This is a genomic window from Shewanella litoralis, from assembly GCF_009828585.1.
Taxonomy (GTDB): Bacteria; Pseudomonadota; Gammaproteobacteria; order Enterobacterales; family Shewanellaceae; genus Shewanella; species Shewanella litoralis.
The window spans coordinates 182,706-199,317 of record NZ_WSRZ01000003.1 but is presented as its reverse complement, the minus strand read 5'-3'; the positions used below and the strand labels follow the sequence as shown (position 1 = coordinate 199,317).

At 41.9% G+C, this 16,612-nt stretch carries 16 protein-coding genes; 11 read left to right on the top strand and 5 right to left on the bottom strand.

Translation table 11 applies throughout. The features are described from left to right. Positions 1-9 precede the first annotated feature (9 nt). Both GQA99_RS04820 and GQA99_RS04815 read left to right on the top strand, forming a co-directional pair. Positions 10-357, top strand: coding sequence for a hypothetical protein (locus GQA99_RS04820; protein WP_160052740.1), 348 nt, complete (start codon positions 10-12; stop codon positions 355-357). Positions 358-437: 80 nt separating this feature from the next. Next, positions 438-1,097, top strand: a complete 660-nt coding sequence (locus GQA99_RS04815; RefSeq protein ID WP_160052738.1) for a thiopurine S-methyltransferase — start codon at positions 438-440, stop codon at positions 1,095-1,097. 71 nt (positions 1,098-1,168) lie between these two features. Here GQA99_RS04815 and GQA99_RS04810 read toward each other — a convergent pair whose 3' ends face one another. After that, positions 1,169-1,426 (bottom strand): hypothetical protein, encoded by a 258-nt coding sequence (locus tag GQA99_RS04810; protein WP_160052736.1) that lies wholly within the window; start codon positions 1,424-1,426, stop codon positions 1,169-1,171. Between the two features lie 940 nt (positions 1,427-2,366). On the opposite strand from GQA99_RS04810, the gene GQA99_RS04805 reads away from it, so the two are divergent. Both GQA99_RS04805 and udp read left to right on the top strand, forming a co-directional pair. Further along, positions 2,367-3,542, top strand: coding sequence for a type III PLP-dependent enzyme (locus GQA99_RS04805; protein ID WP_160052734.1), 1,176 nt, complete (start codon positions 2,367-2,369; stop codon positions 3,540-3,542). Between the two features lie 336 nt (positions 3,543-3,878). After that, positions 3,879-4,637 (top strand): uridine phosphorylase, encoded by a 759-nt coding sequence (gene udp / locus GQA99_RS04800; RefSeq protein ID WP_160052733.1) that lies wholly within the window; start codon positions 3,879-3,881, stop codon positions 4,635-4,637. Between the two features lie 99 nt (positions 4,638-4,736). On the opposite strand, the gene GQA99_RS04795 is transcribed toward udp, so the two are convergent. Further along, complete coding sequence (locus GQA99_RS04795; RefSeq protein WP_160052731.1) at positions 4,737-5,489, bottom strand: outer membrane protein OmpK; 753 nt, start codon at positions 5,487-5,489, stop codon at positions 4,737-4,739. 374 nt (positions 5,490-5,863) lie between these two features. Between GQA99_RS04795 and GQA99_RS04790 the strand changes: the two genes are divergently transcribed. The 3 genes from GQA99_RS04790 to GQA99_RS04780 all read left to right on the top strand — a co-directional run bounded on the left by GQA99_RS04790 (position 5,864) and on the right by GQA99_RS04780 (position 8,265). Further along, positions 5,864-6,325, top strand: a complete 462-nt coding sequence (locus GQA99_RS04790) for an NfeD family protein (protein ID WP_160052729.1) — start codon at positions 5,864-5,866, stop codon at positions 6,323-6,325. A gap of 72 nt (positions 6,326-6,397) precedes the next feature. After that, complete coding sequence (locus GQA99_RS04785; protein WP_160052727.1) at positions 6,398-7,327, top strand: SPFH domain-containing protein; 930 nt, start codon at positions 6,398-6,400, stop codon at positions 7,325-7,327. Continuing rightward, complete coding sequence (locus tag GQA99_RS04780; RefSeq protein WP_160052726.1) at positions 7,327-8,265, top strand: SPFH domain-containing protein; 939 nt, start codon at positions 7,327-7,329, stop codon at positions 8,263-8,265. Before GQA99_RS04785 ends, GQA99_RS04780 begins: the two co-directional genes overlap by 1 nt. Positions 8,266-8,502: 237 nt before the next feature. Here GQA99_RS04780 and GQA99_RS04775 read toward each other — a convergent pair whose 3' ends face one another. Continuing rightward, complete coding sequence (locus GQA99_RS04775; RefSeq protein ID WP_160052725.1) at positions 8,503-9,375, bottom strand: LysR family transcriptional regulator; 873 nt, start codon at positions 9,373-9,375, stop codon at positions 8,503-8,505. 482 nt (positions 9,376-9,857) lie between these two features. On the opposite strand from GQA99_RS04775, the gene uvrD reads away from it, so the two are divergent. The 4 genes from uvrD to GQA99_RS04755 all read left to right on the top strand — a co-directional run bounded on the left by uvrD (position 9,858) and on the right by GQA99_RS04755 (position 15,131). Beyond that, entirely contained in the window at positions 9,858-12,047 is a 2,190-nt protein-coding gene (gene uvrD, locus GQA99_RS04770) for a DNA helicase II (protein WP_160052723.1), read from the top strand. Positions 12,048-12,083: 36 nt separating this feature from the next. Then, entirely contained in the window at positions 12,084-12,944 is an 861-nt protein-coding gene (gene ubiA, locus GQA99_RS04765) for a 4-hydroxybenzoate octaprenyltransferase (RefSeq protein ID WP_160052722.1), read from the top strand. Positions 12,945-12,976: 32 nt separating this feature from the next. Next, positions 12,977-13,906, top strand: coding sequence for an alpha/beta hydrolase (locus GQA99_RS04760; protein ID WP_229785831.1), 930 nt, complete (start codon positions 12,977-12,979; stop codon positions 13,904-13,906). A 205-nt stretch (positions 13,907-14,111) separates the two neighbouring features. Then, complete coding sequence (locus GQA99_RS04755; RefSeq protein WP_160052720.1) at positions 14,112-15,131, top strand: hypothetical protein; 1,020 nt, start codon at positions 14,112-14,114, stop codon at positions 15,129-15,131. A gap of 55 nt (positions 15,132-15,186) precedes the next feature. Here GQA99_RS04755 and GQA99_RS04750 read toward each other — a convergent pair whose 3' ends face one another. Together GQA99_RS04750 and fre are read right to left on the bottom strand one after the other, a co-directional pair. Further along, the gene (locus GQA99_RS04750; protein ID WP_160052718.1) at positions 15,187-15,765 is read right to left on the bottom strand and encodes a nucleoside triphosphate pyrophosphohydrolase family protein; all 579 of its coding nucleotides are present in this window, start codon (positions 15,763-15,765) and stop codon (positions 15,187-15,189) included. Between the two features lie 112 nt (positions 15,766-15,877). Continuing rightward, complete coding sequence (gene fre / locus GQA99_RS04745) at positions 15,878-16,576, bottom strand: NAD(P)H-flavin reductase (protein WP_160052717.1); 699 nt, start codon at positions 16,574-16,576, stop codon at positions 15,878-15,880. Between the last annotated feature and the right edge of the window lie 36 nt (positions 16,577-16,612).

Here is a 16,612-nt window from a genome sequence, read left to right as displayed (position 1 = left end):
GAGGTATTCATGCCTAACATTGATAAAGCACAACTAATTCAGTTATTTAATTTTCCTCGAACCCGTATTTTGCAATCGATGGAAGTGACTCATTGTCCTCATGCGGTGTTTTTTAATCACAGTGATGAGGAATGTATCACTTGCCATCAAGGGGAAGAGTGCCTGTGGATCAATCATAATGATGAAATGGTTGCACTCGAAATGAAATCTGTTGCTGAACTCAAACAACAGTTGCTTATTGCCGTAGACTATATTGACTCAAATTTGAGTCCGCATCATATGTCGCGACGTAAATGCCAGTGTGAAAATTGCCGTTGGTTACGACAAGTGCAGCTAACGCTGGACGGTAAAGCCTAAGTTTATTTGATTAGTTGCATCTGTTTTTTTTAGTCTTTAAAGTAGCCAGCAATATTGGTAAACAGACTAAAGAGACCATCATGGAACCACGCTTTTGGCATGAAAAATGGCAACTACAACAAATTGGTTTTCACCAGCAACAAGTTAATCCGTTTTTAGTGAAATACTGGTCGTGTTTAGGCTTAGCTGAACAAGCTGAGGTGTTTGTGCCTTTATGCGGTAAATCACACGACATGTGCTACCTCGCTGAGCAACGGCACCGTGTGTTAGGTTGCGAATTAAATCCCATCGCAGTGGAGCATTTTTTTACTGACAACGAGTTAGCATATCAGGTTGAACAAATCGGTGAGCATGCTGTGTTTAGCGCCGATGAAGTGCACATTTATCAAGGCGATATTTTTACCTTACCCCATACACTAACCGCAGGAATTGGCGGGTTTTACGATCGTGCGGCATTGATCGCGTGGCCAGAATCCATGCGCCAACAGTATGCAGATGCTCTCGCTAAGCTCATCCCAGCAAATGTCAGTGGCTTATTAATTACCCTCGACTACCCTCAAGATACCCTTAAAGGACCTCCATTTGCTGTCAGCCCGGATTGGGTAGAGACTCATTTGGCGCCACATTTTGATGTTGAGTTATTAGAATGTGTTGATGTGCTGGCAGACAATCCTCGTTTTGTGAATAAACAGGTGCCTTGGTTAAACGAAGCTGTGTATAAACTGACGCGTAAAGCGTAAAGAGCACGGTCGCAAGGTATAAAAAAACCTACGCCAGTTGGGGGTAGGTTTTTTATTGCACATTGGCAACATTAATGAATATCGCGCAGGGTAATCTTTGGGCGCAAATCAACTTCACCATCGGCATAAATAGCAGCAATATCATCTTGTTGGCTTATTACAGCCACCGGACCCGTTAGCATATGGCGCACAAACAGCAAACGGTAACCAAAGCGATGTAAATCATACAGTGCGAGTTTTTGGTCTGCAGTGGTTGAATCCCAATGCTCGTCATGCTTTAACGTATCTTTGTGTCGACGCTCATTTATTTGATATGCAACTTGAGTCATAATCCCTTCGCCTAAGTCGTTTAAATATTGAAAAGTAAATGGTCAACTCTGTGTTTGATATTTCAAGCTAACATGAGATTGTGCAACATGTTGCTTGTCTATGAGCAGTCCATTACTGAACACTGTTCTTTAACACGAACAATTATAACCATAAAACTTTCGAATGATAGTTTTTTATCAGTATTTAGTATGAAAAATTGACTTTTTATGATCAATTACCGATAACCCGTATTTCGTCTCCTTATTCAAAATAGCGGTCTCTCATACTCCAAGTGATCGATGAGTATCGCTGGGGAAAGTGTCGTGTTTCAAGGTTCACCATCAGCATGATAGTGAGTATCACCTATTTGATGCGAAGTTATGTTACGTATACCGCGATTTACACAGCGATAATATTTGCCGTTTTCTTGGTGAGTTTAGGCTCAATAAAAAATGTAAATTTCACCGATTAATTCACTTATTAAATTGCACACTGGCATAAGTTAGTGATCTAAGTGTAGTTGGTTTTTGTGACTGATTTATACTTGATAACGATAGGTTATTGTATTTATTTCAATGTTTTATTGATTCATGTGAGTTATTTGTAAAATATGGTTCAGGCATCATTTTTTGGATTTTATTTAAAGTAAATGTAATAATTGTGTTAATCTGGTCGCAGTAAAACAAAAAAAGAGTTGCTACTTTTAGCGAATATTTCGTTGTTTTAAAATCTATTTTATTGAACAGAGTCTATACTTTTTAAGGTTGTTGAACTCGGCATTAATTTTGTTGACTAATTAAATAGGTTATTGAGTGTTTATGACATTTATGCAGGAATAAAAAAGTAGAGTTTTTGCATAAAAATTCGTTGCGTATTGGTTGAAAATATCGTTTACTGCGCATGTTTTTACAGACCTAAAAACGCACTTTTATCGCCCAACTAACAGGAGGCACTGGCCTAATGAGCCAATTTCAATCGATTGATGTTGCAGATTATTATGACAAGGACACGTTTGACCGCATTGAGGCATTTGCTAAAGATAAGCCGACGCCGTTTGTAGTTATTGACACCCAAATCGTTGCGAAACAATACGATGACATGGTTAATAATTTTCCTTTCGCAAACGTTTATTATGCGGTTAAGGCAAATCCGGCCAAAGAAATTCTTACTTTGCTGCGTGACAAAGGTTCAAACTTTGACATCGCCTCTATTTATGAGCTTGAGATGGTTACATCGATTGGTGTTTCTGCTGACCGTATCAGTTACGGCAACACCATTAAAAAGCGCGTAGATGTGCGTTCTTTTTATGAGCAAGGCGTGCGCATGTTCGCTTCAGATTCTGAAGCTGATTTACGCATGATTGCAGAAGAAGCTCCAGGCGCTAAAGTGTATGTGCGTATTTTAACTGAAGGCACACACACAGCCGATTGGCCTTTATCGCGTAAGTTCGGTTGCCAAAACGAAATGGCATACGATTTATTGGTATTAGCTAAAGAGCTTGGATTACAACCGCATGGTATTTCGTTCCATGTTGGCTCACAGCAACGTGATATCGGTGCGTGGGATTCGGCGATTGGTAAAGTGAAAAGTATTTATGACCGTTTAAAAGAAGAACACGGCATTGTGCTTAAAATGATCAATTTAGGTGGTGGTTTTCCTGCCAACTATATGGATAAAACCAATGAACTTGGTGTTTATGCACAACAGATTAAGCATTTTCTAGAAGAAGATTTTGGTGATGAATTACCAGAAATTATTTTAGAGCCTGGTCGTTCATTATTGTCAAATGCCGGTGTATTGATCTCAGAAGTGGTATTGATTTCTCGTAAGTCGCATACAGCACTAGAGCGTTGGGTGTTTACTGATGTGGGTAAATTTTCAGGGTTAATTGAAACCATGGATGAAGCCATTAAGTTCCCTATCTATACTGATCGTAATGGTGAGTTAGATAAGTGTGTTATTGCTGGCCCAACCTGTGACAGTGCCGATATTATGTATGAGCACTACAGTTATGGTTTACCGGTTGATTTAGCCATTGGCGACCGTATGTATTGGTTAACAGCCGGTGCTTATACTACAACTTATTCTGCTGTGTGTTTTAATGGTTTCCCACCGTTAAAAGATTACTACCTGTAGTATGCCTGCTCAGTATTAAGAAAAGGACGCTTAGCGTCCTTTTTTGTTTTAGAGAATGAATCGCTGCTTAATTCAAATTGTGTGACAAGGTTAATTTGATGTGAATCACGTTAATGGTTTTTAAGTTAGATAAATAGCTTGTTGTTTTTAACCGTATTCAACTATGCTCAAAGCCATGATTTTTGTGGGTTTTGGTCATATATTGGTAATAATTTAACGAAACTATATTAACTATTATGAATTTATATGTGATCAAGTTAACCTTATCCTCCTAAAGACTAGGTTAAAGTCTGCAATATAAGAATTTAATATTCAAAAATGAAAGGGGTTTTCAAAATGTCCGATGTATTTCACTTAGGATTAACCAAAAAAATGTTAGATGGCGCAACCTTAGCTATCGTTCCTGGTGATCCAGAACGTGTTAAGCGTATTGCCGAGCTTATGGAGAACGCGACGTTCCTAGCGAGCCATCGTGAATACACAAGCTACTTAGCTTATATTGATGGTAAGCCAGTTGTGGTGTGTTCAACAGGTATTGGTGGACCGTCGACTTCTATTGCGGTTGAAGAGTTGGCACAATTAGGTGTGAGAACGTTTCTTCGCGTAGGTACAACAGGTGCAATTCAACCACATGTTAACGTGGGCGATGTGATTGTCACTCAGGCTTCTGTTCGTTTAGATGGTGCCAGCTTGCATTTTGCTCCGCTTGAGTTCCCTGCAGCAGCTGATTTTGATTGTACTACCGCTATGGTTGCAGCCTGCCGCGATGCCGGTTTAGAACCGCATATCGGTATTACCGCTTCTTCTGACACTTTCTATCCTGGTCAAGAGCGTTACGATACCGTTTCAGGTCGCATTACTCAACGTTATGTTGGCTCTATGAAAGAGTGGCAGTCAATGGGCGTGCTTAACTATGAAATGGAGTCAGCCACGTTATTTACAATGTGTGCAACTCAAGGCTGGCGTGCAGCATGTGTAGCAGGTGTGATTGTAAACCGTACACAACAAGAAATTCCAGACGAAGCCACAATGAAGAAAACTGAAGTGAGTGCAGTGTCTATTGTTGTTGCAGCAGCGAAAAAACTATTAGCATAATGTTATTGAGTCATACGTTTACCATGGTTGCTTGCTCAGCCTAGCTTAAACAGTAAAAAAGGTGCCTCGGCACCTTTTTTGTTATCTTATTTTCGCCAATTAGAAATGATATTGGGCAATAATAGAGTAAGTATTTTGGTCAACACCATTAACGCCGTATTTTCTTTGCCAGTAATCGTATTCAAAACCGACTAGCAATTTGTTCTTTTTGTGCTCGCCAAATAAACTTTTACCTAAATCGTATTTAATCTGTGGATTAAAGTGCAGGTTTTCATCGTAGCCATTGTTGTCGGCAATAAATACCCAATCTATAAAGCCATCGATAATGATGTTTGCATCACCGATTGGCATGTCGATTCTAAATACTGGCGTAAACTGCCAACCATCGCTGATATTGCCATTGCTAATAGCATCACGGCGATAAGTATTGAGCTGCAAGTAAGTGAAAAATGGCACATCAAAGTCAAGCCCCACACCGTAAAGCATGCTTTCTACAGGGCCATCGCCATGCTCGTACGTTAAGGCAACAGACATATCCTTAATCGCACCAAACTCTAGTGGCTGACCAAGGATTTTACTGGCACTAAAACGCGGTGAAATCTCGCCATAATGGCTGTTATCGTCACCGCCATTGTTACCGTTAAAGTTGATAAAATCGTGAAACACGAACCAATCGCCGTAGGTCCAACCACCTGCTGTTTCTAATGTGATGGTGGTTTGTCTTTCTGATGGAGCCAGGTCGTAGTTATCGCCATGCAAGACAGTTGCACTTGCATCCCACCATTGGATAACGTCATTGGCAAATACGTTAGGTGAAAGCACGAGTGTGGCTAAAAGGCAGGTTTTTTTCATTTTTTTTCCGGTTTGTAAAATGGCAATAAAGCCACAATGATTATCAATTCGGCTGAATCGAGTCTGTAAAGAAACCACATTATTCTCGATCGTGCACAATGGGGCGCAATATATTCAAAAATGATAATCAACACAATCAAAACGAATCACGATCTGCAGATTTCAGCGTTTTGTAGGTAGAAAAATCAACCTTTACACTTTTAACGATGACGATGTGATATGAAGCATTGGACTAAATTATTGATACTGTTATGTTAACAGTTATTGAATAATTGGAAATATTGCACGCGGTTAATGTTGACATAATATGTCGCAATAATGAAAAGCAACTGATATAGTCAATGCACGGCATACTCATTTTATGAGGAGAATTTATGGAGCTTTCTAATCCGATCACAGTCTGGTTAGTGCTTGGGCTGTTATTAATGCTATCGGAAATTATTATTCCGGGCGGCATCGTCATTTTACTTGGTGCTGCTTGTATTATTGTTGCATCGTCATTAGCGTTAGGGATTATCGACGGCTTTGTTCAAAGTATGACGCTATGGTTTATGGCATCAATGGTGCTGTTACTCAGTTTTCGTCATGTCACCCAACGCCTGGTTGGCGGTGATGCTCATGTGGCTAATACCGACGAAGAAGTCGATCTGTATAATCAGATCGCCACAGTGAAAGAAGCCATTGGGCCTGGGCAACAAACCGGGCGAATTCATTGCCTAGGTTCTGATTGGACAGCATTAGGTGATGGTACAGAGATACGCGTCGGCACTAAGGTAAGAATCATCTGTCGCGATAATATTGGGTTTGTGGTTGAACCCGTGATCGACTCTGTTTAATCGTGACTGTTTAAAAGTGAAAGTTTAAAGTGACCGTTTAGGGATTAGTTAAATGACAAAAAGGAAGTGGATATGTTTGTGTTAACCATCGCATTTTTATTTATTATTTTTATTTTATTCAAGCTGATGCTGATAGTGCCCATGCGTGAAGTGCATGTGATTGAGCGCTTAGGTAAGTTTCGTACCGTATTATCGCCAGGTTTTCATTTTTTAGTGCCATTTGTGGACAGAGTGGCATATCGACACGATACCCGTGAAGAGGTGCTTGATGTGCCACCGCAAAGCTGTATTTCAAAAGATAACACTCAGCTAGAAGTAGATGGGCTAGTGTACCTTAAAGTGATGGATGGCAAACTGGCCAGCTATGGTATTGAAAACTATCGCCGCGCGGCAGTAAACCTGGCGCAAACCACCATGCGTTCTGAAATCGGTAAGTTAACCTTATCGCAAACCTTTTCAGAGCGTGACAGCTTAAACGAATCGATAGTGCGTGAAATTGATAAAGCTTCAGACCCATGGGGAATTAAGGTATTGCGTTATGAGATTAAAAATATCTCACCGTCGCACAATGTCATCCATACCCTCGAAAAACAAATGGAAGCGGAGCGTCGCAAACGGGCAGAGATTACCTTAGCAAACGCCGAGAAAGCCGCGATGATTAATATGTCGCAAGGTGAGCGCCAAGAAGCCATTAACCTGTCAGAAGGTCAAAAGCAAAAACGCATTAATGAAGCTATTGGTACCGGGCAAGAAATTTCAATCGTGGCCAATGCTAAAGCGCAAGGCATGGAAATGATATGCAAAGCGTTGACCATTAATGGCGGTAACGATGCCATGAATATGTTGCTTAAAGAGCAGTTTATTGGTCAGGTCGGTAAGATTTTAGCTGAGTCTCAAGTGTCTGTTGTACCTGCTGAGATGGCTAAACTTGAAGGTTTCTTTGAAGGGATGGAACAAGTCACCCATGCCGTAAGTAATGCACCAGCGAAAGGAGCACGATAATGACGATTAACGGAATTGATACCGATTTTATTGTGATGGTGATTTGGGGCGTTATTTTTGCCATTTTTGTACTGAAGCTGTTTCAATCGATTCGTTTAGTACCCACTAAATCAGCCTATATTGTTGAGCGTTTAGGTAAGTACCACAGTACCTTAGATGCCGGTTTTCATGCATTAATCCCTTTTATCGACAAAGTGGCTTACATTCATGATTTAAAAGAAGAAACCATCGATGTACCTCCACAGGAATGTTTTTCAAGCGATGAAGTGAATGTCGAAGTGGACGGGGTGATTTATATTTCGGTTACCGACCCAGTTAAAGCCAGTTATGGCATCACCGACTATCGTTACGCTGCCATTCAGCTGGCTCAAACCACGACGCGCTCGGTTATTGGTACGTTAGATTTAGATCGCACGTTTGAAGAGCGCGATTTAATTTCTGCAAAAGTGGTTGAAGTGTTAGATGAAGCGGGTTCAATGTGGGGAATGCGTGTTCATCGCTATGAGATTAAAAACATTACTCCGCCAGAAACGGTTAAAAATGCCATGGAAATGCAGGTGAACGCCGAGCGTGAACGCCGTGCACTGTTGGCTAAAAGTGAAGGTGATAAACAAAGCAAAATTAACCGTTCAGAAGGTGTGATGGCAGAAACCATTAACAGATCTGAGGGTGAAATGCAGCGCCGTATAAACGAAGCTGAAGGTAAGGCGCAAGAGATTTTAACCTTAGCTAAAGCTACCTCAGAGTCGATTGAGCGTTTAGCGGTAGTGATTTCATCTGAAGGCGGACAAAGTGCATTGCGTATGCAACTTGGTGAGCAATACATGAAGCAACTAGATGGTCTCAGCAAAAAAGACAGCCGCATTGTATTACCAGGCAACTTGGTCAACTTTGAATACTGGATGGACAGTATTGGTTTAAAAGACGATAAAAAATAGGTTGTTAAAAAATAGGTGGTTACGATGCACCATTCAGTAGGTTATCCGCTGGGTAGAAACGCTGTATTGTACCAATGATGTTATTTAAGAGGGGCCAGCAGCAATGCTGACCCTTTTTTGTATTTTATAAGTCCTCGTTTTAGTCCCCTAAATTTTCGATACGTTGACCTTGCTGGGTTAAGTTGGGTTTAGCTGGGTTTCGCCGAGGTTAGTGTCACTATTTAACCTGAGCTCAGGTTATTTAACGATATTGCATAGGTGTTCAACAAACACTTTGGCAACTGGCGACGGTGCGCTGTCTTTGGGTGAGAGAATATTGATATCGGTAAATCCTGCACTTAATTCTGGCAATACATTGATGAGCTGCTGATTTTCAACGGCATCAACTGCAATGACTTTGGGGAGGAGAGTAATCCCCGCGCCGCCGAGACAAAAGTGATACAAGGAGTTGTAATCACTGCAAATAATTTTATAGTTGGCACTCACGTTTATGTGCTGGAAATTCCATTGATGCTCTAAAGTGCCTTCGGCATCACGATACCCAAGTAGAGAGTGGTAATGTAAATCGTCAATGGTTTCTATCACAGATGATTTTTCCAGGTATACGCTACTGGCATACATTTTTCGCTCAAACGTCATGAGTTTTTGTTTGGCTATATTGCCTTTACTCACTGCCCCAGCATTGATCATACAGTCTAAATTTAAGCGTTTTATGTCCTGGTGTTGTCCTGGCACAATAAAGACTTCTAATTGTACTTGCGGGTACGTATGCACAAAGTTGGCGATGTGCTTATCCATTAACTTATCAACAAATGGTTGTAAGCCAATTCTGAGTTTGCCTTGTACGTCGTCGTGCCGATGTTTAAATACGTCCCCAGCATGGTTTAGCTGGCTAACCAAAGGGGTTATTTGGGCTAAATAACGTTTACCTGATTCGGTTAAGTCCATCACGCGAGTGGTGCGGGTAAATAGCGGGGCACCAAGTTGTTTTTCTAGATCAGCAATGCGCCGACTCACCAATGCGCGGCGAGTATCAAGTGATTTGGCTGCCTTAGAAAAGCTACCTAATTTAGCCACGGCAATAAACAGTTCTAAATCTTTGATGTTCAATGTGTCAGCCTAAGTAAGTCTCTTATTTTGTATAGTAATTTTGGTGATTGTTATTGTCAATTTAGTGGGGATCACGCCCTAAGTCGCGCCACTCGCTGTTTTCAAGTGTTCTTGCCCCCATTAGGTAAACTACTGCAGGGTTTTCCAACGCTAATTGATATATACCCAAACAACCTGAAGATGTTCGATTTCAGCAAGAATTTACACGCGTTTAAGCAAGGCATTGATTGCGGGTAATGATTATTTCCTTTCCAAAATCAGCTAAATTAACAAAAGCCGCAGCATAAACGCGTGTAAAACTTACCTTTTGGGAGTTTCACCGTGTTCCTCTGATTTTAAATCAAGAGTGTTGTTGCGCTAATTTATAAGGCGCCTGCATTACCGCATTAACACGCCTAGTATTGAAAACACGGTAAAGCTCTGAAACATATATCTTCAGGTTGATTGGGTATATAATGCCTCGCAGATTTCTGGGAGGAAAAATGGACGTATCATCATTATTAGACGGCCTAAACGATAAGCAGCGTGAGGCAGTTGGCGCGCCACTTTCGAATATGTTGGTGTTAGCGGGTGCCGGCAGTGGTAAAACCCGTGTGTTAACCCATCGTATTGCATGGTTAATGCAAGTAGAGCAACAAAGTCCATATTCAATTTTAGCGGTGACCTTTACCAATAAAGCGGCTGCAGAAATGCGTGAGCGCGTGGAAAAAGTCGTTGGTACTAACATGGGGCGGATGTGGATAGGCACCTTCCACGGGCTAGCCCACCGGTTATTACGTACTCATTATCAAGACGCAAATTTACCGCAAACTTTCCAGATTATTGATTCTGACGACCAGTTACGTTTGCTTAAACGCATTCTTAAAAGCCTAAACTTAGATGAGAAACAATATCCTCCTCGTCAGGCTCAAGGTTACATTAACGGTAAAAAAGACCAAGGTTTACGCCCAAAGCATATCGATGCGGGCGGGTTTCCTATTGAACAAAATTTACTGAATATTTATAAGGTTTATCAAGAGTCTTGTGACCGTGCAGGCTTAGTCGACTTTGCTGAAATCTTATTACGTGCTCATGAATTATGGCTCAATAAGCCACACTTGTTAGCGCATTATCAAGAACGTTTTCGTCATATTTTGGTTGACGAATTCCAAGATACTAACGCCATTCAATATGCTTGGATCCGTGTGCTTGCGGGTAATACGGCAAACGTGATGATTGTCGGTGATGACGATCAGTCTATTTATGGATGGCGCGGTGCACAAATTGAAAACTTACATCGTTTCTTGAAAGACTTTTCTGGTGCACAAACTATCCGCTTAGAGCAAAACTACCGCTCATCGGCAAATATTTTGAATGCCTCAAACGCGGTGATTGCCAATAACCCTGACCGTTTAGGTAAAGAGTTATGGACCGAAGATAAAGATGGCGAACCTATTTCAGTTTATTGTGCTTTTAATGAAATGGACGAAGCCAAGTTCATTGTCGCGCGCATTAGTGACTGGCAAGAAAAAGGCGGTAGTTTAAGCGAATGCGCTATTTTATATCGCTCAAATGCGCAGTCACGTGTGCTCGAAGAAGCTTTTTTGCACAAAGGCTTAGCTTACCGAATTTACGGTGGTTTACGCTTCTTCGAACGCCAGGAAATTAAAGATGCAATGGGTTACATGCGTCTTATTAATAACAAAGATGATGATGCCGCATTTGAACGTGTAGTGAATACACCTGCACGTGGAATTGGCGATCGCACGTTAGATATTGTGCGATCGACCGCCAGACAGCATCAGTTAACATTGTGGCAAGCCAGTGTGCGTTTGATTGAAGAAAAGGTATTAGCTGGCCGCGCTGCCAATGCTGTGCGTGGCTTTATGGAGCTTATCATTGCGATGCGCACCGATACTGCGGATATGTTGCTGTATCGTATGGCCGATAGCGTGATTGAACGTTCGGGTTTACGGACCATGTACGAAGCTGAAAAAGGCGAAAAAGCCCAGGCGCGTATTGAAAACTTAAACGAATTAGTCACAGCTGCGCGCAGTTTTGAAATGCCAGAAGAGCTTGAAGATATGGGCGAGCTAAATGCCTTTTTATCGCATGCGGCATTAGAAGCTGGTGAAGGCCAGGCTGACGCATTTACTGATGCTGTTCAGTTAATGACATTACACTCTGCCAAAGGACTTGAATTTCCGATGGTGTTTATGGCGGGTGTTGAGGAAGGCTTGTTCCCGAGCAAAATGGCGCTAGATGAAGGCGATCGTTTAGATGAAGAGCGCCGTTTGTGCTATGTCGGTATGACACGCGCCATGCAGAAGTTGTACATCAGCTATGCAGAGTCGCGTCGTATTTATGGCCGTGAAGATTATGCGAGTCCGTCACGCTTTATTAATGAAATTCCTGAAAAGTTTGTCGAGCAAATCCGCATTCGCGCTCAGGTGACACCTTCAATCAGTCAGAGATTCCCTGCGCGTGCCGTTGCGGTAACAGCAACCAAAAAACCTCATGGTTTTAATGACACAGGCCACAAAGTGGGTTCTAAAGTGAAACACTTTAAGTTTGGTGAAGGGGTTGTAACCAGCTTTGAAGGTTCAGGTGAAAAAGGCCGTGTTCAAGTTAATTTCGTTGATTTTGGCAGTAAATGGTTATTGGTATCATTAGCTAAGTTAGAGCGTTGTTAAGCTGTCAACATGCGAAATCATGGAGATGTGACATAGATGTCATTGCAAGACAAACTTCGTGCTTATGCACGATTAATGCGAATCGATCGACCCATAGGTACGTTACTTTTACTTTGGCCTTGTTTAATGGCACTAGTATTAGCAGCGCAAGGTATGCCATACACTAGTGTACTGCTTATTTTTATTGTGGGTGTTGTCATTATGCGCGCCAACGGTTGCATTATTAATGACTATGCTGACCGTAATTTAGATGCCCATGTAGAGCGCACCAATATGCGCCCATTGGTGTCGGGCGAAGTCAGTGTTAAAGAGGCGCTAAGCTTATTTGTGGTGCTGGGATTGGCCGCGTTTAGCTTAGTGTTATGGCTTAATCCGCTGGTGGTGCAACTGTCGATTGTTGGTATTATTTTAACCGTGATGTACCCGTTTATGAAACGGGTAACCAATATGCCACAGATGTTTTTAGGCATAGTGTGGAGTTGGTCTATACCGATGGCGTACGCCGCGCAATTAGGCGAGGTCCCAGTCGAAGCCTGGTGGCTGTTTATGGCTAATTGGTGCTGGACTGTCGCGTACGACACCATGTATGCCATGGTCGATCGTGATGACGATTTAAAGGTTGGGATTAAGTCTACTGCGATTTTATTTGGACGCTTTGATCGACATATTATCGGCTTGTTTCAATTAGCGGCTTTAGGTTGTTTTGTGATGGCTGGCGTATTGGCCGAGCGTGGCGTGATTTACGCTTTAGGCATTGTGAGCTTTATTGGTTTCGCTGTTTACCAACAAGGGCTTATTTATCGCCGCGAGCGAGCACCCTGTTTTAAGGCTTTTTTAAATAATAATTGGGCTGGGATGGTACTGTTTATCGCACTGTCGCTAGATTATCTCGTTTAGTTCGTTACTGATATGGGCATGGATGCTTGAACATGATGAATACGCTATATCATTTTGTTGGCTTGTTGTGTTGTGGCTATTTATCACTTTATAGTTTGGTTGCTAGTGCTGAAAACAGCCACAATGTACCATCACAACTTGCGAGTCAGTGGGCCGAAGTATATGCGTCAGCTGCTGTAGTTAATATTCCCCGCACCCGTCAGTTTACCCTTAAAGATGACAGTCGTGACTATCAGTTGATGGTCAAATTACCTAAAAATTATCAGCAAAATAGCACGCACCATTACCCTGTTATCTACATGACCGATGGTATGTACAGTATGCAAGTTGTCTCTGGCGCAACGCGATTCCCCATGAATAGCAATGCGATGCATCAGGCGATTTTGGTCGCTATTGGCTATCAAAAGGGCAGTAAAGGGGCGTCTAGTCGTATTCGAGATTATACTCCAAGCCATGACTCTAGCTGGAAGCTCAACACGGGTGAGGCAAAGCGACATCTCCGCTTTATACGCGACACTGTAATGCCTTTTGTTGAACATCAATATCGAGTTGATACTCAACAAAATACCTTTATGGGGAATTCGCTCGGCGGGTTATTTGGTGCATATGTGTTACTGGAGCAACCTGCATTATTTTCCAACTATGTGCTGGGCAGCCCTTCATTGTGGTTTGATAATAAGCACTTATTACAGCGATTTATTCAAAATTTTAACCAAATGCCAGCCTTGTCCGCTAAGGTCTTTATTGGTATTGGTGAATTAGAAAGACCGCCTTATACCCACAACAAGCATCAAATGGTGGCTGATGCGCAGGCATTCTATCAAATCCTTCAATCTCATCCCTCTACTCACGCGGGTACATTGCAATTAAAACTCTTGGTTATCCCAGAAGCAGATCATTCAATGGCGTTTCCAACGACAGCGATTCACGGTTTGTCGTGGCTATTTAAACGTACTGATTAACTTAAGCTAGATAAAGCGAGCTCATAGATATCGGTCATTTCTTGTAACAACTTTACATGCAATCATTAGTCTTACTGGTCACTTTTATTGTTATGTTAACAACTTGTTTAAATTTATATTGCCCCAATATCTATGCTTAACCTGAGTTTAGGTTACTTAGAACACGGTATTAATTTGATTAAAATAGCCCAAGGATGAGTTTTGAATGAGAGCAACAATAAAGTACCGGTTAGTTTTTTTAGCCTTAATGATATTCAGTTTTGTGATAGGTGTTAACTGGACGCCAGATACGTTAGCTAACGATGCAGACAAACAAGCTTTGTACCTTATTTCTGCGCTGTATTTTGTGCTACTGCCATTGGGTTATTGGTATTGCATTATTAAAAAGGGTGCTCAAAAACTGTGGAAAATAATTGTTATTTTCAGTTTAAGCAGCCTGGTTGCACGGTTAAGCTTTCCTGCTGAAATAGCGCACTACTTTGAATTTATAGCCTGGTTACGCTACCCGATTATTGCCGTGTTACTCATTATTGAATTGTATTTGATTGTGAGTGTAGTGCGTGGATTATTAAAGGTACGCAAGCTTAAGGGCGACCCTAGAGTGGGCGCCGTTGAAACCTACCGTGAAGGCGATGATAAAAGTTTAACGATTGCGCTGATTATGGCGAGCGAAGCAACAAACTGGTTTTATTCTATTCCGTGGTTTTCACGCAATCATCCGCCAGCAATTGCCAACATTAACCTTAAGAGTGCCGCGCGCTGGCATGTGTGGTTGATGTTAACCGGCTGCATTGTTGCATCATGTAGCAGTTATTTTTTACTGGTGTCGTGGAGCGAGTGGGTGGCCATTATTGTCTCGAGCATTATTGGCTACACCTTAATGTCTATAGTGGCTAACCACAGATTGTCGCGTTATTACTCGTTGTATTTAATGAGAGATAATTTAGTGATTAACAATTCTTTGTGGGGCTTTATGGTGATTAATCTGACTGATATTGCCGATGTCACAAATCAGCCGTTAGCCGAAATACATCAGGAGGATGCTGAGACGATAAGTATTGGTGGCGGGCAAAGTAACGTCACTATTAAATTAAACCGCCCGGTTATTTACCATGGCGGTATGGGGCAGTTACCCGAACCGATGACAGTGATACATTTGAGTGTCGATGAGCCGCAGCAGTTAATGAATACGCTCAATAGCGCTAAATTATCGCAAGCGGCATAAAACCCATAAAAAATGCGCATTATAAGCGCATTTTTTATGGGGTAAATGAGTTCTATTAATTTTGCACTAGGCTCGTTAAGTCTGCTGGGCGATAATAAACCGACTTTAGCACTTTGCCCTGGCGAACCACTTTACCCCCCATATCGACATCTTTAGCGCACTTAGCGATGATAAACTCGCCTTTTTTGCTGCCAACGATTTCAACACCTTGTTGGGCGTAATGGGCTATGGTTTCATCGAGTTCTTGCTCATTGCGGCACACTTTACTCATATTACTAGAGTGAACTTCATCCCAGCATTTTATGAAATCGATTTCGCGGTTTTTAGCTACGTTTAATAGTAAATCGATAAGATAGCTTACCTCAATGCGATCGCTCACCAGAGCGGCGCCTAGGTGCACTAGGCGGCCCATTAATACATAGACAGAGTCTACGATTGCATCGGCTTGTTCAATCCGTGAATCCGCTTCAGCTAACTCGGTCATTTCTTCAATAATTAATGAGGTGTGCAGGGTGTCTGCCTGGTCATCTAGGCTTATTGGGTCGTTAACGGGTAAATCAAAGGTGCTGCGAAACTCAAAGATATCGCGGTATAGGTGGTCAAAAATAGGTTGGCTTAATTGGCTGAGTTTCATCGGGCTACCTTAATCGTAAAAATGTCTAAAAATAATAAATTGAATGCGATAAAAAAACCGACAAACTTGCCGGTTTTTATAGGCGTTATGAGCGGTTACAGACGCTCAATACTTACTTAATGAATGCGAAAGCATCGCCGTATAAGTGGGCTTCTTCAACACCAAGTTCGCGGAATAACTCACGTGCCGCGCCAACCATATCAAAGCGACCAGCGATGTAGATGTCGTAACCGTTTAAGCTGATAAAATCATGCTTAATTTGTTCCAGCAGGTTGGCTTGTTTACCTTGCCAGGTGTCACTGACTTCTTCGATGGTTGGGATAAATTCTAACCATTCGTTTTCGGCATGCCATTGACGGGCAATGTCTTGATAGTACATGGCATCTTCGTTACGGCAACCCCAATACAATTTGGTGTTGATGGTTTCGCCGTTAGCAATTTGTTGCTCAACAATACTTTTAATGTATGAAAAGCCTGTGCCGCCAGCAATTAAAATACGAGGTCTATGGCTGTCGTTACGCAAATAGGCATCACCAGCAGGGGCTTCAATGTCGATATGCGTTGCGTTTTGTAAGCGTTCTACCACTTGCATTGGGTAGCTTTCACTGACCGCGGCACCAATATGTAATTCGATTAACGCAGCATTAGGCGCAGAAGCGATAGAAAAAGGACGTTTGTCTTTTTCGCCCATGACTACACACAAGTATTGACCAGCCTTGAAATCGAAGGCGGTTTCTGGTTTTAGCAACACTTGATAAACAGCGTCATTAAACGGGGTGACTTTTTCAATCTGACAACGAATGGTTTTCATCTAACGTCCTTTAAGGCCTTTTTACTTTTTATCAGT